This is a genomic window from Haloarcula sp. CBA1131 (genome assembly GCF_008728975.1).
Classification (GTDB): domain Archaea; phylum Halobacteriota; class Halobacteria; order Halobacteriales; family Haloarculaceae; genus Haloarcula; species Haloarcula hispanica.
In genome coordinates, this window is the sequence record NZ_RPCY01000004.1 from 381,954 (window position 1) to 404,521 (window position 22,568).

At 61.5% G+C, this 22,568-nt stretch carries 18 protein-coding genes and 2 pseudogenes; 10 read left to right on the top strand and 10 right to left on the bottom strand.

Annotated features, from left to right (window positions below):
• Positions 1-147 precede the first annotated feature (147 nt).
• The 10 genes from Har1131_RS19590 to Har1131_RS19635 all read right to left on the bottom strand — a co-directional run bounded on the left by Har1131_RS19590 (position 148) and on the right by Har1131_RS19635 (position 11,397).
• Positions 148-1,047, bottom strand: a complete 900-nt coding sequence (locus Har1131_RS19590; RefSeq protein ID WP_225308197.1) for a hypothetical protein — start codon at positions 1,045-1,047, stop codon at positions 148-150.
• 284 nt (positions 1,048-1,331) lie between these two features.
• Positions 1,332-1,826, bottom strand: a complete 495-nt coding sequence (locus Har1131_RS19595; RefSeq protein WP_014030962.1) for a DUF3592 domain-containing protein — start codon at positions 1,824-1,826, stop codon at positions 1,332-1,334.
• Between the two features lie 361 nt (positions 1,827-2,187).
• Entirely contained in the window at positions 2,188-2,976 is a 789-nt protein-coding gene (locus Har1131_RS19600) for a PHP domain-containing protein (protein ID WP_151148290.1), read from the bottom strand.
• On the bottom strand, positions 2,976-3,722 hold the full coding sequence (locus Har1131_RS19605; RefSeq protein ID WP_151148292.1) for a 2-phosphosulfolactate phosphatase: 747 nt from the start codon (positions 3,720-3,722) through the stop codon (positions 2,976-2,978). The genes Har1131_RS19600 and Har1131_RS19605 overlap by 1 nt, the downstream gene beginning before the upstream one ends.
• Before the next feature lie 185 nt (positions 3,723-3,907).
• On the bottom strand, positions 3,908-4,717 hold the full coding sequence (locus Har1131_RS19610; RefSeq protein ID WP_008308251.1) for an energy-coupling factor transporter transmembrane protein EcfT: 810 nt from the start codon (positions 4,715-4,717) through the stop codon (positions 3,908-3,910).
• Positions 4,717-6,462 (bottom strand): ABC transporter ATP-binding protein, encoded by a 1,746-nt coding sequence (locus Har1131_RS19615; RefSeq protein WP_151148294.1) that lies wholly within the window; start codon positions 6,460-6,462, stop codon positions 4,717-4,719. Before Har1131_RS19615 ends, Har1131_RS19610 begins: the two co-directional genes overlap by 1 nt.
• Before the next feature lies 1 nt (position 6,463).
• Positions 6,464-7,318, bottom strand: a complete 855-nt coding sequence (locus Har1131_RS19620; protein WP_050036517.1) for a hypothetical protein — start codon at positions 7,316-7,318, stop codon at positions 6,464-6,466.
• Between the two features lie 336 nt (positions 7,319-7,654).
• Positions 7,655-9,010 carry a bifunctional UDP-sugar hydrolase/5'-nucleotidase gene (locus Har1131_RS19625; RefSeq protein WP_151148296.1) on the bottom strand — a complete coding sequence of 452 codons (1,356 nt, stop codon included), beginning with the start codon at positions 9,008-9,010 and terminating at the stop codon, positions 7,655-7,657.
• 249 nt (positions 9,011-9,259) lie between these two features.
• On the bottom strand, positions 9,260-10,171 hold the full coding sequence (locus Har1131_RS19630; protein WP_151148298.1) for an acetamidase/formamidase family protein: 912 nt from the start codon (positions 10,169-10,171) through the stop codon (positions 9,260-9,262).
• A gap of 119 nt (positions 10,172-10,290) precedes the next feature.
• The gene (locus Har1131_RS19635; RefSeq protein ID WP_064287195.1) at positions 10,291-11,397 is read right to left on the bottom strand and encodes a tubulin/FtsZ family protein; all 1,107 of its coding nucleotides are present in this window, start codon (positions 11,395-11,397) and stop codon (positions 10,291-10,293) included.
• Between the two features lie 231 nt (positions 11,398-11,628).
• Between Har1131_RS19635 and Har1131_RS19640 the strand changes: the two genes are divergently transcribed.
• From Har1131_RS19640 to Har1131_RS19680, 10 genes and pseudogenes are all read left to right on the top strand, one after another.
• Complete coding sequence (locus Har1131_RS19640; RefSeq protein WP_318526337.1) at positions 11,629-12,741, top strand: FAD binding domain-containing protein; 1,113 nt, start codon at positions 11,629-11,631, stop codon at positions 12,739-12,741.
• A 121-nt stretch (positions 12,742-12,862) separates the two neighbouring features.
• Positions 12,863-13,372 (top strand): universal stress protein, encoded by a 510-nt coding sequence (locus tag Har1131_RS19645; RefSeq protein ID WP_064287194.1) that lies wholly within the window; start codon positions 12,863-12,865, stop codon positions 13,370-13,372.
• 255 nt (positions 13,373-13,627) lie between these two features.
• Positions 13,628-16,821, top strand: a pseudogene (locus Har1131_RS22835) (molybdopterin-dependent oxidoreductase).
• A complete protein-coding gene (locus Har1131_RS19655) occupies positions 16,821-17,720 on the top strand; it encodes a 4Fe-4S dicluster domain-containing protein (RefSeq protein WP_225308200.1) in 900 nt (299 codons plus the stop codon). The pseudogene Har1131_RS22835 and the gene Har1131_RS19655 overlap by 1 nt, the downstream one beginning before the upstream one ends.
• Positions 17,687-18,001, top strand: a complete 315-nt coding sequence (locus tag Har1131_RS22365; protein ID WP_225308201.1) for a hypothetical protein — start codon at positions 17,687-17,689, stop codon at positions 17,999-18,001. Before Har1131_RS19655 ends, Har1131_RS22365 begins: the two co-directional genes overlap by 34 nt.
• Before the next feature lie 10 nt (positions 18,002-18,011).
• Positions 18,012-18,730, top strand: a pseudogene (locus Har1131_RS22840) (molecular chaperone).
• Complete coding sequence (locus Har1131_RS19665; RefSeq protein ID WP_050036522.1) at positions 18,723-19,763, top strand: ethylbenzene dehydrogenase-related protein; 1,041 nt, start codon at positions 18,723-18,725, stop codon at positions 19,761-19,763. Before Har1131_RS22840 ends, Har1131_RS19665 begins: the two are co-directional and overlap by 8 nt.
• Positions 19,760-20,674 carry a HEAT repeat domain-containing protein gene (locus tag Har1131_RS19670; RefSeq protein ID WP_064287189.1) on the top strand — a complete coding sequence of 305 codons (915 nt, stop codon included), beginning with the start codon at positions 19,760-19,762 and terminating at the stop codon, positions 20,672-20,674. Before Har1131_RS19665 ends, Har1131_RS19670 begins: the two co-directional genes overlap by 4 nt.
• A 2-nt stretch (positions 20,675-20,676) precedes the next feature.
• A complete protein-coding gene (locus tag Har1131_RS19675) occupies positions 20,677-21,288 on the top strand; it encodes a hypothetical protein (RefSeq protein WP_014030946.1) in 612 nt (203 codons plus the stop codon).
• Position 21,289: 1 nt separating this feature from the next.
• Positions 21,290-22,537 (top strand): P-loop NTPase, encoded by a 1,248-nt coding sequence (locus Har1131_RS19680; RefSeq protein ID WP_151148300.1) that lies wholly within the window; start codon positions 21,290-21,292, stop codon positions 22,535-22,537.
• The last annotated feature ends 31 nt before the right edge of the window (positions 22,538-22,568 follow it).

A 22,568-nucleotide genomic window follows, 5' to 3' on the forward strand; every position in this document is an offset into this window, starting at 1 on the left:
TTAACGAATTATCAGATAGTGATAATATAACGGTGCGCCTCGTGGCCACCGTATTTCCGTATTCCGTCGAACTGAGTAGCGCAATGAGCCGCATTGCGTGGAGAATTCAATTTGAGCGAGTGCGCTCAACTAAGACGATCCTGCTGCTCAGTCAGATACCTGTTTGAAACTCTGAATAGCGACTACGGTCTTGTTTTGCGACGGGATATCCCGGACACTGTACTCGTGTGGGTGCTGCTGGTCGTGTGGATATTCGGCCGGTTGTGGGACATCATACGTTTTGCTGTCTCGGAAATCGCTCAGGAACTCTCGGGTGAGCATCGGTTCAACGAACGCCAGCTGTGACCCCTCTGTGTCACCGAGAAACCCTTGAATGAGTGTGTTGCTGAAGCTAGTAGGATCACCTCGGTCGTCGGGGCCACTTGGGAGTTCAGGCGCATCGTTGGGAGCTACGTGTTCACCCATGTCTGTGATATACCGCTCGTCAGCGACGGGCGGAGGTGATCGCGCATACCCTTCTGGAAGTTGAGCGAAGTCGAAGTTTGTCTCGATTCCGTCCGCTGTTTTGATATCGTACGGCGGAAGCTGAGGCCCCTCGACGTTATCCACTGTTGCAGGGTCACGCATGTGAAAGTGGATATCGAAGTGTGGCTTCTCCCACGCTCCTTTGCCACCGAAATGGCCGTCCGGATTCCAGTTGAGTCCTAAGAAGGTAAACGGCGTGCCAGCCGCATCTGGGAACGGCACAAAGAACTGGAGTGACTGTTTGAAATGGATCGTTGCCGCTTGTCCACTAAATCGATACTTATCAGTCTCTACAGGATCGTTTACCTCACTTATCTCTGTCTCGCTTGGAAGCCCTTCGAGTGCCGTGTGGTCGAACTCGACCCCGTGATACCTCGGCTCTCCTGACGGTGTTTCACTCGTAAATGTTCGCACCTCCCCGTTTCCGAGGGTGACTTTCCGTCCATACTCAGTGATGCCACTCGGCGGAAAGCCCGCTGAGCGATTGTTGCTATCTCCAGAACCCTTCTCGTCGGACTGCACCTGTCTGGCAACTGGTGTGGCCAGACCGACTCCCCCAATATCGCACTTCCAACAAGGGTCGACTGAAGTAGCGTCCGCCGATTTAGCGTGAACGTCGACTGTGCTGCCGACTGACCCTCCTCTTTTCCTTTCGGGCCGGACTCTTCCACCATACTGGTTAAATATAGTCCTATTTACACTTTAAGCTGTGCGCGAATAGAACCGTCGTGTTTAGTTAAACGTATTCGGGCAAATCACACATGATGTCCAGTAACGACACGGACAGCCGAACAACGGAAGGGGACTCAGAGCTTCTTCACGGCAGAGAAGGCTGCAAAGAGGGTGAATAATCCGCCAAGTCCAATAGCGATGATCGGTGCGTTCGACGTTTTGTTTTTCAAAAACGCATCTCCTGGCTCGTCTGGAGACACGTATGCAGTTGTCTGTGTCCCCTGTTCGTAGGATTCGATCGCTGATTCGGCTGCTGACCGTCTCTCATAGTTCCGCTCAATATTCGCTGGGTATAGTTTTGTCCCGGTGTATGTCGTTCCATTATAGGTGTATTCAAATTCGACGTTCGGTTCGTACTTTACGCCCGGATTTGACGCTGTTCCGCTATCCGTTTCGATACCGAGTTCCGTAATGTTCGCGTCCACTTCAACCGAGTTTCGAACTGCTTCAGTCTGCTGAACGTAATCGAATCCCCCGTAGCTAGCGATAGCGATACCGACAACGAGATACAGTACTGCGCCACCCAGAGTATCTGGACCAGTAACACGAAGCCCTGAATCGTTGGCCATGCTACCAGTCTCCTCCGGAAAATTTGATGGCTAACGACAGCCAAGTGTCTTTGAGAAGCTCAAGTAATTGAGGACTGAACTGTTTATTCAGATGAATGTGACGGGGCAAGCAGGTCATAGCCACAGTTCGGGCGCTATGTCGTGGGAGTGTACGATGGTACTCCTGGAGGGCGGAATACACAAGATATCATCATAAGGGCTGGCCACTAAAACCTATATAGCCACTACCGCAGTGAGATATTCGCTGTGTTCACAGCATTCGAACAGTCGCTATAGTAACAATTGAAACGAATTACACACTGACCGCACTGCCGTCGTGCGATCAGGTGTGCATTGATTTTCAATGGCTACTATAGGTTGCTCAAAAATCACGGTACTGTTGATTGTCGCGTAGTACAGCAGCAACAGGTGACCGGTTTAGTGTTTCAGTCAGTGTTCGTAGTTCGGGGACTCGCTGCGAGAGTTCTGCAGGCGTGTGGCTGTCCGATCCGAGGACGAACTGGATTCCATACTCGGTAAACAGATCTAGCATCGCTGGGTCGGGATGTACCCGGCCGAGCGAGCGATGGACGCGGCCGGCGTTTACCTCAGGCACTGTCTCGGAGTCAACAAGCGCTCGTGCGACCCGGTCGTAATCCGCTCGAGTTGTGTGCCGTCGCAACGTTGGAATGCGTTCTGGGAGGTCGAGGTGCCCGACTACGTCGAAGAGTTCAGATTCGATGAGCGCAACGACCGCATCGTAGTACCGCTCGACGGCCCGCCGGCGTTGCGTTGCAGACGCAGTAACGTATTGTGTCCTACTGGTGTAGTCGTACTGGTCGGCGAAGTGGACGCTCCCGATAGTGTATGCGAAGTCGGCGGTGTCGAGAAACGACGCAATACGCGACTCGGTGCCTTCGACGTAGCTTACTTCGGCAGCATCGTACAGTTGGAGGGCAGTCGTGTCTCTGGCAGCACGAATGTCCTCCCGGCGCTGTTGATACGTTTCGACGAGGTCGTATCTCGCACGTCGCCCGAAGTCGTCTTCAGTGACGATACAGTGATCAGTCAGCCCGAGTGCAGACAAGCCAGCCTGTTCGGCCGCGGTAATCATTGCGTCGAGATCCGACCCATCCGAGTACGTGGTGTGCGTGTGGATATCGGTCCGCATCAGATCTCGGTCTCGCCACTCACGTCATAGAGTCGTTGCCCGTCCAGTTTCGGAACGACGTCACGGCTGTCGAACGCGAGTGTGTACTCGTAGAGGTCCGTACGCTTGATCTGTGGTTTCTCCTCGTACTTCGGCCCCTTCCCGAACTGAACGACTTCCCGATAGATATCGCGTTGCTCCGGTGTCAGTGGCTTCCCGTGCAGTTGCCGAGCAATATACAGCGCGCCAACGAGGTCCTCAGGCGAGGGTTTCCCTCTCGAGCCGGCAGCAACGAAATACGTCTTGCGGTCGCTGTCTGCGAGATAGTCGGCGACCGCTTTCCCGTTAGTCAACCCACCAACGTAGATATCGACGTCGTCACCGCCTGCTAAGCGGATATCCGTGACCGCGTTCCCACCGTTGGTCGAGGTCATCGCAGTCGGCCGACCGGCGACGTCAATATCCTGAACGAAGCTCGGTGAATTAAAGAAGTCGTATCCCTCCTCGCCCCGATAGTCCGGGCCGGAACTCCCGCCGATTTTCGCGTCTGGATGTTCAGCCTTGAATGCTGGTTCGTTCCCCCGTTCCTCGGTAATGTAGATGTACTCCGTGCCATTCGCAAACAGTTCTGGGACCGTCGTCGAGAACTGCGCCACGTCGACGACGACATAGTTCCCTGGATCGGGATCGTCCGGAATCTTTGCTCGGCCGAGAATAATCGTCTCCAGCAGTTTCGATTCGAGCGAGTTCCCCGTAATCAGGCTCATATCACTCACTCAGTCCGTCATGTCAAAAAGACCGCTAAGAGCCCTATGGACCAGTTACACTCGATATGTATCCCTCAATATACGGTAGACAGTGCCAGACTGTCAAAGGGTACACTGGAGTTCCTTTTGATAGGCTATAAGAGAATGAGAACGTGGTAAGGAAACAGTCAACGGCGCGGAGGACATCACAGAAGAAGCGCGAGTCCGGTAACGACGAGCAGAGAACCGGCGAAGAACCCGACATCGACGGGTCGAATCTGCATGTCCGCCAGCCGAAGTTCCGTACTCGCCTCGTCGGCTAGTGAGTGCGAGAATCCCCGGGCTTCCATGGCCTCGACGGTGACGCGACTTCGCTTTGCCACGTTGAAGATCATCGGATAGAACGCACGCACCGATAGCTTCAGCAGGTAGACGTAGTGCCGCCAGCGGAATCGCCCGGGTGAGTCGGGAGCCGTACTCCGTAACCGGAACGAGTTCACCAGATCGTGGTACTCCTCAAACAACACTGGGAGCATCCGGTAGCCGTACGTGATGAGGAACGTGAACTGTCGTGGAATCCCGAGACTTCTGAGACCCTGAGAGAGGGTCTTCGGACCCATGCTCGAGAACACCGCCAAACTCGACACGGAGATAATCGTTAACTTCAGCGTGTACGGAACTAACGCTCGAATCGCCGCAACGGGATCACCCGTAAAGACAGTCACGACAGCGTACGATCCTAACGTCGTTGCCACGGTAAACGCCATCAGTCCGACGAGGAACAGGCTGACCCGTGAAAGTACTGCGAGCACCGACACGAACGCTAGCAGTCCGAGAAGGATGGTCGTGTCGTAGAACAGCCACGGGACGAACAGGAAGACGACGTACCAGAGTAACAGGACTCTGGGATCCAAGCGGTGGAGGAACGAACCCTCGTTCTCGTAGGCCGTCCGAAGCAAGTCAGCCTTGATCGCCTCGACGGACGTGGCATCACGAAGCGCATCGAGTGTCGTCATCACTGCTCCTCCACGGTCGGTTTCGATGTCTCGTCCGGCGGACTTGCCGTGTTCAGTCGGTCCGTGAACGCCTCGACCGTGAGCGGTGCGGGACTGAGACCGAGTTCTGTCCCCAGGCGGACCACTTGCGGTGGGTGAAGGTTCGCTCGTTCGAGAGCGGCAAGGTCAGCAAACACGTCACTCGGCGGGCCGTCAGCGATGATGTCACCGTCGTCGAGCACGACGACACGAGTCGCCCACGATGCCGCGAGCTCGAGGTCGTGTGTCGCAATCACGACCGTCTCGACACGGTCGCCCGCCCGGTCGATGGTTCGACCGACCTCCTCGCGACTCGCGAGGTCGAGACTGCCGGTTGGTTCGTCGAGCAGGATAATCGACGGGTTCGTCGCAAGCCCGATAGCCAGTGACGCCCGGCGCTGTTGGCCGACGCTGAGCAGGCGGCCGTCCCGGGACTGCAGATCTTCCAAGTCGAGGAATTCGATCACCTCGTCGACTCGCTGCTCGACGTTCGGGTAGCCCCTATCATCGAGATAGTGAGCGACATCAGCCCGGACAGTATCGTCGATAAACATCTCTTCGGGGTTCTGCTTGACGTAGACGACCTCCTCGGCCAGTTGCTCTGGGAGGACGTCTTCGGTGTCTGTTCCGCCGACGGTGACCGTCCCTTCGTCGGGTGTCTCCAAGCCAGTCACCAGTTGCATGAGCGTGGATTTCCCAGCGCCGTTGCTGCCGACGAGGACGACCCGCTCGTCTGGGTAGACATCCAATGAGAGGGTATCGAGAACGTCTTTCGTCCCGCTTCGGAGTGTATCGTACGACTGCGAGACGTTATTGAAGGAGATGACAGGCTTCCCTTTCCGGTTCACCTCCGGTGGTCCGTCAGTTCGAGCCACAGTGGTGTCGCCGTAATCGGTGAATAGATCGAGGCCGTCCGCGAGCGTCACCGGGAGCGGGCGAGCATCATCGAGGACGCGCTCGGCGATCCGCGTGACCTGTGGGGGATGGACGTCCTGTCCTCTGAGGTCTTCCAACTGATTGAGGGCCGTCTCGACCGGTAATTTCCAACGGACAATACCGTCCTCGACGAGGACGACGCTATCGCAGTATTCGGCGATGAACTCTGTCTGATGTTCGATAGTGACCACGGTTTTCCCGTGGGTTTCGTTGAGCGTGGCGAGACGGTCGTAGGTCTCCCGAGCGTTGACTGGGTCCAGTTGTGCCGCCGGTTCGTCGACGACGAGGATGTCGGGGTCTAGCGATAACGCTGCTGCCAGCGCAACCAAGTGTTTTTGCCCGCCGGAGAGTTCCCAGACGAAGCGGTCTTCCAGCCCGCTCAAATCGAGCAGATCTAGTGTCCGGTGGACTCGTTCGCGGTAGTCCTCGTGTCCATAGTTCATCGGGGCGAAAGCGACTTCCTCGAATACAGTCGGACTGACGAGCTGGTTATCGAACTCCTGGAACACGTAGCCGACGTGCTGTGAGAGCTCTGCAACAGAGCTCTCGGAGACATCGTGTCCAGCGACGGTAACTTGGCCTCGCATATCACCCTCGTAAAAATGCGGGATGATTCCGTTAAACGACTTACACAGCGTCGTCTTGCCGGAACCGTTCCCACCGATGATGGCGACGAACTCACCGGGCTCTATCGTCAGCTCCGCTCCGGTCAACACAGCTTCGTCAGCACCGGGATACCGGAACTGCAGTTCGTCAACGGCAATTTGAGAGTCGTGTGTCGCTGTCATCATCTTACGCCGTTTGCGTTGCGCGGTACCAGACGATGGTGGCGACGATAGCGGAGACGACGATCGGAACTGCGATGTAACTCTGACCGAACGTCGCGAGGAATTCCGGCTCCCAGACTACGTTGACCGCCCCGCCGACTTCGCTGGCAGCCTCGGCCACGAAGGCGAGCGGGAACGCGATAAGCACCGCCAACAGCGCCTTCGGCGAAAAGCCACGCCACATCGACCCGCCGCGTTCACCCTCAAACGGTTCCATACCGAGCAGCGGTTCGACTTTACCGTGGAGTTTGGGGTAGAGATACAGTGCGGGGATGACGCCGAAAAGAGTCCCCGTGATTAGCATCTGTGTGAGGAAGTCGACCCCTTCGAGCACGATAATGCTCTCGGGGAGGCCGGGTACGGCTTCCAATTCTTCAACCCCGATATACACCTTCCCAATGTCGATGAACGTAGCGAAGAACTCTTCGAGTGCCTCAGCCAGAAACACGACAATTGCCAACTGTGTGGTGTTTTCCGGGTCCTGAAGCAGTTTCGCGGCGAAATAATAGCAAACCGGAATGAGAAGCAATCCCTCCATGGCACCCAGACCATCGAACTCACCGAGCAGTATCTCTCCGAATACGATTTCGCCAACAGGAACGGCTACTGCAGCCCAGTAGGTCCTGAAAAGTAGCACCAGCACGATCGGGATAAAGATGAAGCCACCAACGCCCAGTTCTAGCGGTCCGACCGTGAACTCGGGCATGATTTCTGTGAACGCGTTCTGCAACCCGGTAAGGGACATAACGAGTATGAACACCATCATGTCCTGTTTACCAAACGATAACCAACTCTCCGTATCAGCCGAGAGTGTGCTCATGCTACACTGGAACGCATACTGATGACGTGTTTGAACATTTATAATATGTATACTGACTACTATGAACCGTCCACCGTGACTCGTAATACTATATACGGCCCTGTTTAGATGTCTCCAATAACGTGGGGTGGTGTCTGTGTCGACTGAACAGGACCGGTCTGTGGGAGTCTCTGGTCGATTTCGTTTTTCCGATAGCTACCGGCTCGGCCGACCTGCACCGCGTCGAAACAAGGCTCGTCGATAGCAAGTACTGTTGGTTACTACGACAGAGTAGTTCTGGAACGGTCAGTTCCTGAAGGAGACAGTTGCAGAAGGGCCATCCGTGGCGGGACCCGGTCAGCAGTTCTGGAGTCGGCCACCAACCTGAACAGTGATGCCCTCTTCGCGAGCGTAGTCTGCGACGGCCTCGAACGGGAGACCGAACGAGTCAATGGTTGCCTCGTGTGGAATCGGCCAGTCATCGCTGTAGACGACGTAGGAGTTGGTGGCAAGTCTGTACTCTCGGTCGGCTTCGAGACTCTGGCCGTTGACAGCCACACCGATTAGCCGTCCAGCCTCGGAATCGTACTCGACGGTCATCCCGCTGACGTCGCCGTGCCAGAGCCGTCCGTCCTCGCGGTGTGGACGGAAGGCCGCTTGCAAGAGGGTTCGTAGTTGTTCACCGGAGACGCCGAGGACTTCTACCGTACCGCCGAAGGGGTGTACGCTGGCCACCTCGCCAGCAGTGACCTCGCCGGACAGGGGTCGCCCCGTTCGAAGGCCACCATTGTGGACGAAGCTGACGTCAGTATCAGCCGCCCAGCGATAGGCGTCAGCCACGAGGTTGCCAACGCGGCTCTCGCCGCGGGTTCGCCGGTCGAGGCCTCGATGGATCGGATCGTCGACAGTGGCAACAGTCTCCAGCAGACCGACATCGGCCAGCCGTTCGCGGGTCATGTCGGCCACGGACTCGTCGATAGGTCCCTCGGATGTCGAATGACGGGTGGCAATCGGCGAGCGGTCCCCGTCGAAGAGTTCGACTTCCCAGACCACCTGCCCGTTCGCTCCGGGGCGGACAACCAGTGTTCCGTCGACAGCCTCGTGGCGCTCCCTGTGGACGTGGCCGCCGAGGACCGCGTCGACACCCTCGACGGCCGCAACGTCGGTCTCTAAGTCGTCTCGCAAGTGTGCGAGGACGACGAAATGATCGACACTGTTGCCGAGTTCGCTGACCGCTTTCCGCACGCTCTCGACAGGATTGGTCACGTTCAGCTCTGACGCGCCGGCAGCAATCCGGGGAGTCGCGGGATCGACTACGCCGACGAATCCGACTCGCCGGCCATCTCGATGCAAGACTGTCGTCCCGTCTAATCCGGCGAAGGGAGCGCCACGATCACTCTCGCTTTCGTAAACGTTCGCAACGACCCACTCCTGTGGACTCTTCGAGACCACGTCCAGAATGGGAGCAGTCCCGAAGTCAAAATCGTGGTTCCCTACCGTCTCAACGTCGGTACTCACTGCCTGGAAAAACGGCAGTGCTTGATACCCCTCGTAGTAATGGGCGAGGACACCCGGTGCAGTGTTGTCGCCGGTGCCAGCGACTACAGTATCCTCCCCGCGGATTGACTGGATCGTTCCGGCAAGCCGACCCATCCGCACGGGGTCGTCGCAAGCGTTCTCAATGTCAGAGTAGTGGAGCAACCGGATCGACATCTTTCGGAGCCGATTCCAGCGGGGCATAGAAGTGGATACCGTTTGTGGCTTCTTGGCAGGGGGCCGATAGCAGAAGCTCTCGATTCTGGAAGGGCGTACGTTCGTTCAACGGTGTACACCGGATTCAGAGCCACCAGTTTGCGGAATGCCGGTAGCAGGACGAGCAGAAATCCATCATCCAGATGAGTGTCCCCATTGAAACTGTCGTCCCGCTAAGTACCAACAGGACTGAAAGATTCGCCGCGATAATTAGAATGGATCTGGGAGGTATTCGCGCGGAATGGAGTTCCGCACAGTAACGAGTGGGTCGACGACTTGGCTGATTTCGAGGCCGCCAACGAGGCTCGAAAAGAGGTAGGCGTCGGTCAGCGTGTACTCGTGTTCGGCAGCGAGCAATCCGATGAGGTCCTCGTTTGCCGTCTTGACCGCATCTTCCATCGTTTCGGCACTTGCAATCGTCTTCCACGCGTCACCGGTGTCGACGAGTGGGCGCTCAAGGTCGACAGCGGCATCCGAGATTACTGAGACGGTGACGTCGATCTCGGTTCCGATTTCGGCACCAGTGCCACACATTTCACCGTCTGCCATCGCGGCCTTCGAGTCACCCATCGCTAACATCGCACCGTCCTGGAACACCGGAAAGTAGGCCGTCGTCCCGGTGGTCATATCCGTGGTATCGAGATTTCCGCCGTGGTCGTGTGGCGTCAGAGTCGACATCGATTCCTCGGACGTTGCCACGCCAATGGTCCCGATGACGGGATCGACTGGTACCTCTATATCCTTGAACGAGAGTGCCTCCCCGTCGTCGGTTATCTCCGTCACGCGCGTCGCTGGGTGTTCGATGTCCTCGTGATCCTGGAGGAGTCCAAACCCCGGTGCCGTAATTACGCGACCCAGATCCTCGGTGACTCGGACGTCTTCGATCTCAACCTTGAGGACGTCGCCGGGTGTAGCTCCCTCGACAGCAACCGGCCCTGTAGCCGCATTCACTTCTTCAGGGATCGCATCCATCAGATCAGCGTCTGATTGAACGGCTTTGTTCAGGCTATCGATGGTTTCGAATGTGAGCGATTCCCCGTCTGCAGCCGTATACAGCGGTTCCATATTCGGGGCGAACTCGTAGACGTGGCCGTCTTCGTATGATATGACAGTCCGTGTCATCGTATGGTTTCGTTGAAAACTGTCACTTATAAATCTATTTGAGTGCAATCCGCTTTGTCTCGTTTTTTCCGCACTTCAGACGGTCTGGCTCCAGTCCCACGAGAATCTAACGGGCCGTCTCATTTTGATTCGTCGACCAGCGTTTTGAGTTCCACCAGCCGCGGCAGTTCTGTGACGCCGCTGAGTACGACCAGAACCGACAACGTGTCCCGGTCCGGCGTCGGCATATCGCCGCTCCGTACCTCCGGTGACTGCAGTTCCTCCGTGAGCCATCGCCGCCCGTCGGTAACGGCATCCCGGATCAACCACGCGGGCGGCCCGGCAAACACGGCCAGGGCTCTGTCGACCGAATCCAGCTCGCACTGGGCCGTCAGTTTGCCGCGTACAGCGCGGCGAAGTGTCGTCTCGACGGCGTTGTATGCCTCGATTTCGTCGACGTCGTCCGAGTTGTCGCCGAGAAAACGGTTCTTGAGCTGGTCTATGACTGTCTCGTCACTGCCGCCATCGTCCGCTTGCAGGTCCTGACTGGCGTAGCCAAGCGTAGTGAAACCCGAATCCGAGAGGGTGTTGATTATTTCGCTGGCGTCGACGACGCTCTGGCCGACTGCGTCGGATGCCGTCGCCTCACCCGCTGCGAATAGTGCACCCAGCCGTGTCACGACAGTCTCGTTCAGCGTCTCGGCGGCCGTCTCGACCGTCTGTCCGCTTCCGAGCCACGCTTCGTTGTCGAACAGTATCTGCCCGTCGACGGTCGGTTCCAGCGCTCGAAGTGCTTGGATGGTGTTGGCGGCTGCTTCGTCGTCCCTGCCGGCGGGTAACACCGACAGGCAGTAGACCGGGATCGTGTAAATCTCTCTGAGTGCATCGGCAATGTGGGCCGTAGCGCCACTGCCCGTCCCGCCCGCAAGTCCGGCCACGAGGACGAGAGCGTCGATATCGCTCGTTACCAGTTGGTCTATCGGCCGGCGCACTTCGAGCCGTTCGTCTTCGATGGCGGCAGTACCGTTCGTCCGGTCCCCGTTCGTTCCGGCCCCGTTTGTTTCGGAGAGCCCGAAGGCATGCCGCCGGTCGTCCGGAAGTGCGTCGAGTTCGTCGAGCGCTTCGGTGTCCGTATCGACGGCGCAGGCCGCGCCGAGATACGTCGTCTCGCGGCGTTCGTTGTCCTGCCACAGCCGCTCGACGATCCGTCCCCCGGCACCACCGATTCCGACTGCCGCGACTCGCATACGTCGTGTTTAGTGTCGGCTGACATTAATAGTCCGACTCGGTGCGAGGCAACCATTGGGACTTCGTAGTATGATGATTTACAGCGGAAGCGACAGGGGAACTTCAGGAGCGCCTCTCGGGGCTGGTGTTCGGGAGCGATACTGTCATCGGCTGGTGACCAGAGGCCTTTCGTACGGCAAGCGCTGAGAGGGGCCGTGTCACAGGACCTCGCCAACGAACCATCCGATTCCCTGTCCGTCACCATCTCCGGCGGGTCGATGGGCGGCCTGTTTACCGGCATCGCTCTCGACAGTGCAGGCCACGACGTGACGGTCGCCGAGCAATCGGCCGGCGACCTCCGAAGTCGCGGCGGCGGCATCGTCGCCCAGCAGTCGATCCGACAGTTCCTCTCACGACACGACATCGTCGACCCGGCGACCATCACCACCCGAGCCAGTGAGCGGCGGTTTCTGACTGCTGACGGCGATGTACGGACGTCGACACCGGATTCGATGGTGTTCACCTCCTGGGACGCGGTCTACCGTCAATTGCGGGCGGCGTTCCCGGACGACCGGTACCACGCCGGTCGGACTGTCACCGGCCTCAGGGCCACAGACGGCACGGTTCGATTCGCCGATGGGGACCGGACCGCGGCCGATCTGGTCGTCGCTGCCGACGGCGGGCAGTCGACGGCCCGTGCGCAACTGTTTCCCGAGACCGAACCGGAGTTTGCCGACTACGTCGCGTGGCGTGGTGTCGTCCCGGAGGCGGACGTTTCGGATGCAGTCATCGACGCGTTCGACGGCCGCTTCACGTTTTATCAGGGAGAGCGAACGCTCATCCTCGCGTACTTCATCCCAGGCGGCGATGGCAGCACAGCACCCGGTGACCGCCGTCTCAACTGGGTCTGGTACGACACACTCCGCGGGCGCGAGCGTGATACTATCTTTACCGACACGACAGGAGCAAGCCAGCAGTTCAGCGTGTCGCCGGGGCACCTCCAAAACCCGGTCGAAACGCGCCAGCGCGAGCGGGCGACCGAGATACTGCCGCCCGTGTTTGCCGACCTCGTTGCAACAACAGCAGCGCCTTTCGTGCAGGCGATTTACGACCTCCGGATCCCCCGGATGACAGTCGATAGGGTCTGTCTGCTCGGTGATGCGGCGTTCGTCGCCCGCCCACACACTGCCGCTGGCACTGCGAAGGCGGCCAGCGACGCCGTCGAACTAAAAGCCGCTCTCGACCGCCACAGTTCGCTCGGAGACGCGCTGGCGTCATGGGACGACGCCCGGACCGACTACGGAGAGCGTCTCGTTGCGCAAGGCAAGCGAATGGGCGACGAACGGTTGTCCCTCGGGAGTTGATGGACTACCGTTCTGCGTGTCTCGGGTCTGGGTGCAGTACTGGCTCTTCGATTGCGGGCTGTCTTCTCGCCGTGTAAGAACGAACGGTATGTTACTTGTCTATGGCTCCGGTAATCAGCGTATGACACTCGTTGTGCCGTTCGACGGCTCCGAACTGGCCGAGGCAGCACTCGTTCGGGCGACGGAGTTCGGCACCGTCTTCGAAGAGGACGTGTTGGCCATCAGCGTTATTCGGAACGAGAATGCCAAGTACGCCCGAGAACGCGACTGGATCGGGCCGAACGAAGAATTCGATCTGGAGACAGTCGTCACCTCACTGCACGAGCAGGTGATGGACCTGTGTCCGAGTTCGGATTTCCGACATACAGTCGTGGATCGGTACGCGCCGGCCGGATCGGTGGCGAAAGCCATCCGTAAGATGGCCAAGAGAGAAGGCGCGTCAATGGTATTCATCGGAAGCGAAAACGCCGGCCACCTAGTCACGAGCATCAGCAGTGTTGGCGGGTCGATTGCATCGGACGACGCCTACGACGTCGTCATCGTTCGCCATCGGAACCCGTCCAAGATCGCCCAACTCAGGAACACGTCCCCGCACAGACAATCGAAATCCGATTTTTATCTCCCGGAGTAGGTACCGATAGTCTTCGGCAAGTCAATACTGTTGGCTGTAACTATTTTAAGATATTCGCCACCCCGGGTGGCGAAATTCTTTACAGACTTACAGCCGACAGTAAAGTATTGAAAACAGAAGCCCGTCCTTAGACCCTTTTTCGCCGAATATCTTCGTGCCCCGTCTCACCAATTGGGAACCTGTAGTATCGTTCATTTAGCAAAGGCCGTGGGTCCCACGTATGCAGATACGCGCTGTCCAACGGAGTGATGTCCGGTGAAACTGTCACGGCGGGACTTCCTGACCGCGGCTGGCGCAGGGATGGTCGGCGCGCTCGCCGAAGGTGCTTGGGGCGCGACACAGTCCACGGAACCGATAACGAGCGTGGACAACCCGCTCAAATCCTATCCGAACCGGGACTGGGAGCAGGTGTACCACGACATCTACGCCTACGACGAGGTGGACTGGACGGTGTGTCACCCCAACTGCACCCAGTCGTGTGCGCTGAACTTCTACATGAAAAACGGCGTCCCGATACGGGCCGAGCAGGTGTATCACAACGAGGAACCCTCGGTCGGCCCGTCGGGCTACGAGGACGCCGGCGTCAGCCAGCACTGGAACCCCCGTGGCTGTATGAAGGGGCTCTCCCTGCACCGCCGGACGTTCGAGCCGTCGCGCATCAAGTACCCGATGGTCCGCAAGGGGTGGGACCCCGAGGACCCCAACCCCGAGGGCCGCGGCGAGGACGAGTTCGAGCGCGTCTCCTGGGACGAGGCCATCGACCTCATCGCCGAGAAGATGGCGAACTTAGAGGACAACAAGCGGTTCCACATCTTCAACGCCATCAAGGCAGATGGACTGTTCACCCGGCACGGCTCGGGCCGCCGACTGGCGTCCATCTTCGGCGGCTGTGAGTGGACCGAGTACGACTGGTACGCCGACCTGCCGCCGGGCCACGTCATCACCACTGGTTACCAGACATCCGATTCTGACGCCGTCGCCTGGCGCAAGGCCGACTACACCATCATTCAGGGGAAGAACCTCATCCACAACAAACTCGCGGACAACCACTTCCTGCAGGAGACCCGCGAGCGCGGCGGCAAGATGGTCGGCGTCTATCCGGACTACTCGCCGACGGTCCAGAAGTGCGACCGGTGGCTCCCGATCCGCCCCGGGAGCGACCCGGCGTTCGCCCTCGGCATGGCCCACGTCATCATGGCCGAGGAACTGTACGACGCCGAGTTCATGCGGAAGTTCACGAGTCTTCCCCTACTCATCCGGGAGGACACTGGCAAATACCTTCGCGCACACGAGGTGTTCGAGGACGTCGAACCGCCCGCGGAGGACATCGACGAGCAACACGAGCACAACGACTGGGGCGACTTCGTGGTGCTGGGTGAGGACGGCCAGCCCGTAGCGATGACCCGCGAGGAGGTCGGCGAGGAGATGCCGACCACGCCACAGCTAGACGTCGACAGCGAGGTGGCACTGACCGATGGCTCGACCGTCGCCGTCCGGAGCGACTTCGCCCGCCAGCGGGACAACATCATCGAGAACTACGACCCGGAGACGGTCGAGGACATCACCACGATTCCGGCGGACAAGCTCGCCCAGACGGCGCGGGAGTTCGCCGACGCCGAGAAGGGCCAGTGGTTCACCGGCGAGGGGATCAACCACTGGTTCCACTCCAACGACGCGCTCCAGCGGGCGGTGTTCCTCGTCCAGGCGATGCTCGGGAACATCGGCGACGCCGGCCAGGGGTACTACAACTACTCCGGCCAGTACAAGATCGAACTGCTGGACGGGTACCCCACTACGTCAACCCGGACGGCAACGCCGCCCACGGGATGTATCCGGGCTACGCCTTCGCCTTCTTCGGCGGCGAGAAACTCGACCCCCACGAGATTCGCGGCGACTTCGACCGCGAGATGGACCTCGTCCCTCAGGGCGACGCCGAGGAGCCGGTGATGCCGGAGAACGCGGGATCGTACACGATGTCTAAGCCGTCGATCCTGTGGACGATGAACTGCAACCTCCTGAACCAGACCAAACATCAGGAACACGTCATCGAGAACTTCGTCAAACACCCAGACACCGAGAACGACCTGTTCATCGTCTCGGACATGCACATGACCTACTCCGCCAGACACGCCGACATCGTGCTCCCGGTGCCGTCCTGGCTGGAGTGTGAGTACCCCGACATCACCATCGGGCCGGAGAACCCGTTCGTCCAGATGGACCACGGCGTGATGGACCCCATCTACGACACCAAACAGGACGGGGAAGCCGTCGCGATGGTCGCCGAGAAACTGGACGAGAAGATTCCGCCCGAGGAGCGAAACGTCGACTCCTACCGGGTGTACTTCGAGGAGTTCCTGGAGGAAGACGGCGACGTCAAGAACTACATCCAAGAGACCTTCGACCGCGGGATGACGACCCAGAGCATCGACGTCGAGGACTTGGAGGACGGCCCGGAACGGCTAGACCTCAAGACCTATCCGCGGATTCCGTTCTACTCGCAGGTCCACGAAGACCGACCGTTCTACACGAAGACCGGCCGGATGGAGTTCCACAAGGAGGAGGACCGGTTCATCGAACTCGGTCGGGACGACATCGACCACGTCGAGAGCGTCGAGGGGACTCCCTACGGCGTGAACAAGAAGTGGGACGAAGCCAAGGACGAGGAGAACCCGCTGTATCACGACGAGGGCAACCAGTTCTACTACAACACCCCCCACCCCAAGTACCGGACCCACTCCTCGTGGGGGATGACGGACTGGAACCTCATCTGGGCCTCGCGGGACTTCGGCAGCGTCAGCGGCGACCCGGAGGGGACCGACCGGTTGGTCGATGACTTCTCGTTCCCCACCGGGGACGGCGAGTCCGAAGACGTCGCGCCGCTCGGTGAAGCGTTCGTCGAGATGCATCCAAGCGACGCAGCAGACATCGATGTAGAGAACGGTGACTACGTCCGCATCACCGGCAAGCGCGGCGACCTCGTCGTCAGGGCGATGGTCAGCGAGCGTCAGCGCCCGCGGTCGGCCGGCGACATGGGACAGCTGACGCTGTGGCACGGCTGGTGGCCCCAGCACTTCCCCGACGACGAGGCCGACGAGGACGGCGTCAAGGGGTACAACACGATCACCAACATCTGGCTCGATCCGCTGCAGGAGACCGACGACCTCGTCCACAAGGCGGTGTTCGGCGACCCCAACGTCTCCGACATCGTCGACGAGGACATCGCCTGGCACGGCGCGGAACTGGAGCACGGCTACGAGGAGACGGTGTGGGCTCCGACGGGGACCAACCGGGACGACCTCGTGGACGTGGAGAAGTACGAGGAAGCGGACTGGTGGCCCGGCGACGCCCGCCGGGACGACCTCGTCGAGGACTACATCGGCGGGTCACTGCAGCCAAGCGGTAGCGGCGCTGGCAGGACCGGGACGACGACGCCCGGAGGTGACGACTGATGGCACAAACGTACAACCCACAACTCGGCCGCGAGCACAGCTATCCCTACGAACACCGCGAGGAAGAGCGGGACTACCACTGGGGGATGGTCATCAACACGAACCGGTGTATCAACTGCAACACCTGCTCCTTTGCCTGTAAGTCGACCTGGACCAGCGGCGAGGGCGAGGAGTACATGTGGTGGATGAACGTCGAAACCGAGCCCTACGGCGGCTACCCGATGGGCTGGGACATGCGGCTGCTCGACGATTTAGAGGCCGACCAGACCATCTTCGACGCCGCCGACAACGGCGAAAAGGTCCACGGCTACATCGCCGAGAAGCAGGCCTGGGAGTACCCCGCGCTGGGCGACGATCAGGTCCACGGCGAGTACCCCGAGGGCGAGGTCGTCGAGTCCGACCTGGAGAACGACGAGTACCACGACATCTGGCAGTTCTACCTCCCGCGGCTCTGTAACCACTGCAAGAACCCGGCCTGTCTGGCGGCCTGCCCGCGGAAGGCCATCTACAAGCGCGAGGAGGACGGCATCGTCCTGCTGGATCAGGAACGCTGCCGGGGCTACCGTCGCTGTGTGAAGGCCTGTCCGTATCACAAGCCGATGTACAACCCCGAAACGGGCGTCACTGAGAAGCCGGTCGGCTGCTACCCTCGCATCGAGGAAGGGAACGTCCCCCGGTGTGTCTCCTCCTGTATCGGGAAGACGCGGCTCCACGGCAACATCAACCGCGGGCCGGACGCCGGGCCGGCGGGGGGAAGTCCTCCGCCGCGTCGGGGCGCTCGCCGATCAACTACCTCGTCCACTCCGACGAGAAGGTGGCCCTGCCGCTGTACCCGCAGTTCGGGACCCAGCCGCAGGTGTTCTACATGCCGCCGTACCACGTCCCGCCGGAGTTCCTGACCCAGATGTTCACGCCGAACACCGAGGTCAAAGAAAACGAGTGGCCGGGCGACACCTACGAGGAGTCGGTCCGCATCGTCCAAGAGCGGGCTCGCAACCCCAGCCACGAAGTGCTTGGCATTCTCCAGTTGTTCGGCGCGACGACGCGGCTCATCGAGACCTACAACGTCAAGGAGAACCGCGTGAAGGGCTGGGACCGCAACGGCGAGAAGGTCGTCGACGTGCCCATCGAGGAGCCCATGGAGGTCCGCGAGGGCGAACAGTGGACGAACCAGCCCTGAGGTGCGTACAATGAAGAACACGCCACAACACCACACGCGACGCGCCGCACTGTACGGGTTCGCCGCGGCGGTCTTCCAGTACCCCGATGAGGCCGTCGTCGCCGATTTACAGGACGAGGCGGTACAGGACGCCGTGCGACAGGCCGGGGTCGAACTCGGGCTCGACAGCGAGGTCGATGCGCTGCTTGACGCGCTGGACGGCGTCGACCGGGACTCGCTCGAACCGGCGTACAATCGGCTGTTCGGCCTCCCGGGCGACGGGGGACCTATCCGGTCGTCCCCTACGAGGCCCACTACACCACCGGCGAGGAGGTCAACGAGAGCCAGCGCCGCATCGCCACGGTCGTCGGCCTGCTGGAGGAGTTCGGCCTTGAAATCAGCGACGAGTTCGACGAGCGTCACGACCACGTCACCGTCGAACTGGAGCTGCTGCAGGTGCTGGCCGCACAGCGGGCGGTCGCCCTCGACGGCGGCGACGACAAGACGGCCGTCCGCCTCGCTCGTGCGGGTGCAACGGTGTTAGACGAGCACCTCGGTGACTTCGTCCCCGCGTTCGCTCATCGGGTCCGGGAAACCGTCGACGGTGGCGGCAGTTCCGACCGGGACCTGCCCGAGACGAGCGCCGTCTACGCCGCCGCCGCGGAGCTTGCGGCGGCCCTGGTCGAGTTCGACGAGGCGAGCCATCCCGATCCGGTCTCGCCCGGCACGGGGGTGAGAGCCGATGGTTGAACTCGACTACGAGGCGGCCCGCCGGGCGACGACAGCAACGGCAGTCGTCATGGCGCTTCTGGTGGCCGGACAGATGGCCGTCGCAGCGGCCGTCACCGGCGGCCAGCAACCGCTGGTCGCGACCGACGAGGTGCCCCAGACCGCCGAGAGCGACCGCTGGTCGGAGGCTCCGTCCCGGACCGTCTCGCTGTCGAAACAGCAGATGGCCGTCCCCTACGGCGGCGGGAGCGTCGACGAGATGGAGGTGCAGGCGCTGACCAACGAGACCCACGTCGCCTTCCGGCTGACCTGGACGGACCCGACGAAAGACACGAACATCCGGTCGCCGAAGAACTACAGCGACGCGGCGGCCGTTATGCTCCACAGCGGCGAGAAACCGCCGATCACGATGGGCGCGGGCGGCGACCCGGTCAACATCTGGTACTGGCGGTCCCAGTGGCAGTACGGGAACGACAAGAACGCGGAGTGGAGCAACGATATGTACGCCTACCCGCACCCGGACGAGGAGACCAAACCGGGCATGGCCGCTGGCAACCCCCTCTCGCAGAGCCAGTACGAAAACTACGGCCAAAACTACTACGCGGCCGGCTACGGGTCGCTGAGCAACGCGCCACAGCAGAACGTGAACGCACAGGGGACTCGCAACGGCGACGAGTGGTCCGTCGTCTTCGTCCGGGAACACACCGGCGAGGGCCAGCATGACGCGACCTTCTCGCAAAACGAGACGATGTATCTCGCCTTCGCCGTCTGGAACGGGAGTAGCGACGAGGTCAACGGCAAGAAGTCACTGACGATGCAGTACAGCACGCTCGACACCGAGTCCGGCAAACTCACGGCACCCGAGAGCGGCGGCAGCGGGGACAGTTCGAGTTCAGGTAGCGCCGCCAGCGGCGGCGGTTCCAGCGGCGGCGACTCCAGTAGCGGCGACGGCGGTTCGGGCGGCAGTAGCAACCCGCTGTACACGTCGCTCGGGACACTCATCGCGGCAACGGTCGCCGGCTGGACTGTCCTCTACTGGAGGCTGGCGCGATGAGCTACGAGAACTGGAGCGCACGCGGTCGGACGCCGGGCGAGACCGAGACAGAGGTCCGAAGCGCACTCGACGCTCCACAGGTCCGGACTCGGCAGGACGCCGCCATCGCACTTGTGGATGCGGCCGAGTCCGGCCTCGACCGGGAAACGATTGACGCGCTGGGAGAGCGCGCACTGGAAGACGACGACCCCGAAGTGCGGCAGTTCGCTGTCGAGGCGCTGGGTGTCGCCGGGGCCGCGCCGGCCGTCGTCCGGCAGGCGCTTGACGACGCCGAACCGTGGGTCCGGGCCGAAGCCGTCGTCGCCCTCTCGCGGGCCGGCGGCGACGCCGACCAGCTAAGAGGGGCGCTGGACGACGACAGCGGGTGGGTCCGACGGAACGCCGTCATCGCGATGGGCAAGCGCGGCGACGCCGACCAGCCGCTGCTGGTCGAGTGTATCAAGACCGACCCCCATCCGGCGGTCCGGGAGTACGCCGCGCAGTTCCTCGGCGGCGTCGCGGAGGACGTGCCGGAGGCCGAACGCATTCTGGCCGCGATGCTGGCCCGGGAGCCGAACGCCTTTGCCCGGGCGAAAGCCGCCGAGAGCCTCGGCGAACTCGCGACCGACCGCGCGGAGCAGGCGCTCGAAGCCCACGGCGTGACCGACCAGAGCGAGGACGTCGCCCGCGCGGCCAAACAGGCGCTCGCGAGCGCTCGCGGGACCGACCCCGAGGAGCTAGATGTCGAAATCGGGCCGCCGTCGGCCCCCGGTAGCGGGCCGGACACGCCCGCGGAGCAGTCCGTCGATGGCTACGACCCCGCCGGCTCCTTTGGCTCGGCCCGATCCGGGAGCGGGTCACCGGCCCCCGGCGGCGCGCCCGGGTTCGAGCCCCGGCGCGACCTGAACACCGACCCGGAGGACAGGACCTGACGATGCCGTACGAACTCGACTCGACCGGCACGGCAGCGGAACAGGACGGGAACGAGACAGAAACCGACGAGGGCGGCGGTCTTGAGTCGTCGCTGGGCATGACCATCCCGGAGGACCACGTCGGTGCGTTCGTCGCCGAGGCGCTGGAGGACCCCGAGCGAGCGACGACCTGGACCGACATCGTCGACACGATGGTCGCGCCCGTCGCCCGGGATGCCTGGGCGGAGTTGTCCCCCATCGAACAGGCGACCGAGGTGCTCTCGAAGGCAGCCGAGTTCGACCGGCGGGCCATCGAGCACTTCGAGGCTGTCCCGCTGGACGGGGACCGGAGCGAAGCGGAGACGGACATCGACGAGGGGCTGCGGTGTCGGCGCAACGCCGACACGTTCCGGGACGGCGTCGCCGCCGCCTACGGCGACGGGCGGCTCGACGACGACGGCCTCGTCGACGCCCTGGAAGCCGCGGAGTTCGATACTGAGATCATCGCCAGGCGCGAGGACCTAATAGAGCGTATCGACAGCGTGTTCGAAATCGACTACCGCCCCTACGGCGGCACGTTGATGGACGACGACGATGGTCCCGAACCGGAAACCGAACACGGGGAGACGTGGTAATATGTCCGGAGAGCAGCCCGAACCAACGGAAGACGCGGTCAGGGACGCGCTTCGGACTGTGGCCACGCCCGAGAGTGACGAGGACGTGGTTGCCGCGGGGCTGGTAGCGTCCGTGGCTACCACTGACGGGACCGTCAGCGTGGAGACGGCGCTGTCCGGCATGGACCCTGCCACGGCGGACGCGCTCGCCGACCGGATGCGGGCGGCAGTGCTAGAATGTGGCGGTGTCGAGGCGGTCCACATAGAGACGGACATCACAGAGCCGGATCACGGGACTGTCGTGCCCGGCGTGGACCAAATCATCGCCGTCGCCAGCGCGAAAGGCGGCGTCGGCAAGACCACCGTGGCGACCCAGTTGGCGCGCGGACTGGCCGCGTCCGGCGAGCGGGTCGGCCTGTTCGACGCCGACGTGTACGGTCCGAACACGCCGGAGTTACTCGACATCGAGGGGCCACTCGGCTCGACCGAGGACGGCCGGGCGGAGCCGGTCGAGGTCGACGGCCTGCAGGTCGTCAGCGTCGGCCTGATCGCCAACGACGAACCGATGGCCTGGCGCGGCGCGATGGCCCACGAGGCTGTCGAGGAACTGCTGACCGACGCCGCCTGGGACGTCGACACGCTGGTGCTCGACCTGCCGCCGGGGACCGGCGACATCGTGTTGACGACGCTGCAGTCGTTCCCCGTCGACGGCGCGGTGTTCGTGACGACGCCGTTTCCGACCGCGGCCAGCGATACGGAGCGCTCGACGGCGCTGTTCCGCGAGGAGGGCGTCCCGGTACTCGGAGCCGTTGTCAACATGGCCGGGTTCACCTGTCCCACCTGTGGCGACGACCACGCGCCGTTCGGCAGCGACCCCGACCTCAGTACGGACGTACTCGCGGAGCTCCCCATCGACGACTCGCTTCGCTCGACCGAGGGAGACGTCCCAGCAGCCTTCCGGGACCTGGGCGACGACGTACGCGAAGCCCTTACGGACCGGACGACGGTGACGGTTCCCGAGACTGCGCTCGACCTTCGCGGCGTCCCCGACCGGGCGCGTATCGAACAGGTTCGCGCGGAGTTCGGCGCGCTCGCTCCCGGCGAGTCGCTCCATCTCGTGACGGACACCCGTCCGGGCGACGTCAGCGGAGCCCTCGAAGATCTCACCTCGGCACCGCCACGGGTGGCCGTAGAACAGAAGCGGTCCGGCGTGTGGGCGCTACAGATATTCAAGACCGCCCCTGACCCAGCCGAAGACGTACCCTGCTAACCGACGGTCGAACACCCGGGTTACCGGACGC

Excerpts from the sequence above, each read along its gene's own strand:
- Har1131_RS19635 (WP_064287195.1), bottom strand. The coding sequence starts at position 11,397 with ATGCGAGTCGCGGCAGTCGGAATCGGTGGTGCCGGGGGACGGATCGTC.
- Har1131_RS19630 (WP_151148298.1), bottom strand. The coding sequence starts at position 10,171 with ATGACACGGACTGTCATATCATACGAAGACGGCCACGTCTACGAGTTC.
- Har1131_RS19670 (WP_064287189.1), top strand. The coding sequence starts at position 19,760 with ATGAGCTACGAGAACTGGAGCGCACGCGGTCGGACGCCGGGCGAGACC.
- Har1131_RS22365 (WP_225308201.1), top strand. The coding sequence starts at position 17,687 with ATGCCGCCGTACCACGTCCCGCCGGAGTTCCTGACCCAGATGTTCACG.
- Har1131_RS19655 (WP_225308200.1), top strand. The coding sequence starts at position 16,821 with ATGGCACAAACGTACAACCCACAACTCGGCCGCGAGCACAGCTATCCC.
- Har1131_RS19615 (WP_151148294.1), bottom strand. The coding sequence starts at position 6,462 with ATGATGACAGCGACACACGACTCTCAAATTGCCGTTGACGAACTGCAG.
- Har1131_RS19610 (WP_008308251.1), bottom strand. The coding sequence starts at position 4,717 with ATGACGACACTCGATGCGCTTCGTGATGCCACGTCCGTCGAGGCGATC.
- Har1131_RS19605 (WP_151148292.1), bottom strand. The coding sequence starts at position 3,722 with ATGAGCCTGATTACGGGGAACTCGCTCGAATCGAAACTGCTGGAGACG.
- Har1131_RS19680 (WP_151148300.1), top strand. The coding sequence starts at position 21,290 with ATGTCCGGAGAGCAGCCCGAACCAACGGAAGACGCGGTCAGGGACGCG.
- Har1131_RS19665 (WP_050036522.1), top strand. The coding sequence starts at position 18,723 with ATGGTTGAACTCGACTACGAGGCGGCCCGCCGGGCGACGACAGCAACG.
- Har1131_RS19595 (WP_014030962.1), bottom strand. The coding sequence starts at position 1,826 with ATGGCCAACGATTCAGGGCTTCGTGTTACTGGTCCAGATACTCTGGGT.
- Har1131_RS19675 (WP_014030946.1), top strand. The coding sequence starts at position 20,677 with ATGCCGTACGAACTCGACTCGACCGGCACGGCAGCGGAACAGGACGGG.
- Har1131_RS19625 (WP_151148296.1), bottom strand. The coding sequence starts at position 9,010 with ATGTCGATCCGGTTGCTCCACTACTCTGACATTGAGAACGCTTGCGAC.
- Har1131_RS19620 (WP_050036517.1), bottom strand. The coding sequence starts at position 7,318 with ATGAGCACACTCTCGGCTGATACGGAGAGTTGGTTATCGTTTGGTAAA.
- Har1131_RS19600 (WP_151148290.1), bottom strand. The coding sequence starts at position 2,976 with ATGCGGACCGATATCCACACGCACACCACGTACTCGGATGGGTCGGAT.
- Har1131_RS19645 (WP_064287194.1), top strand. The coding sequence starts at position 12,863 with ATGACACTCGTTGTGCCGTTCGACGGCTCCGAACTGGCCGAGGCAGCA.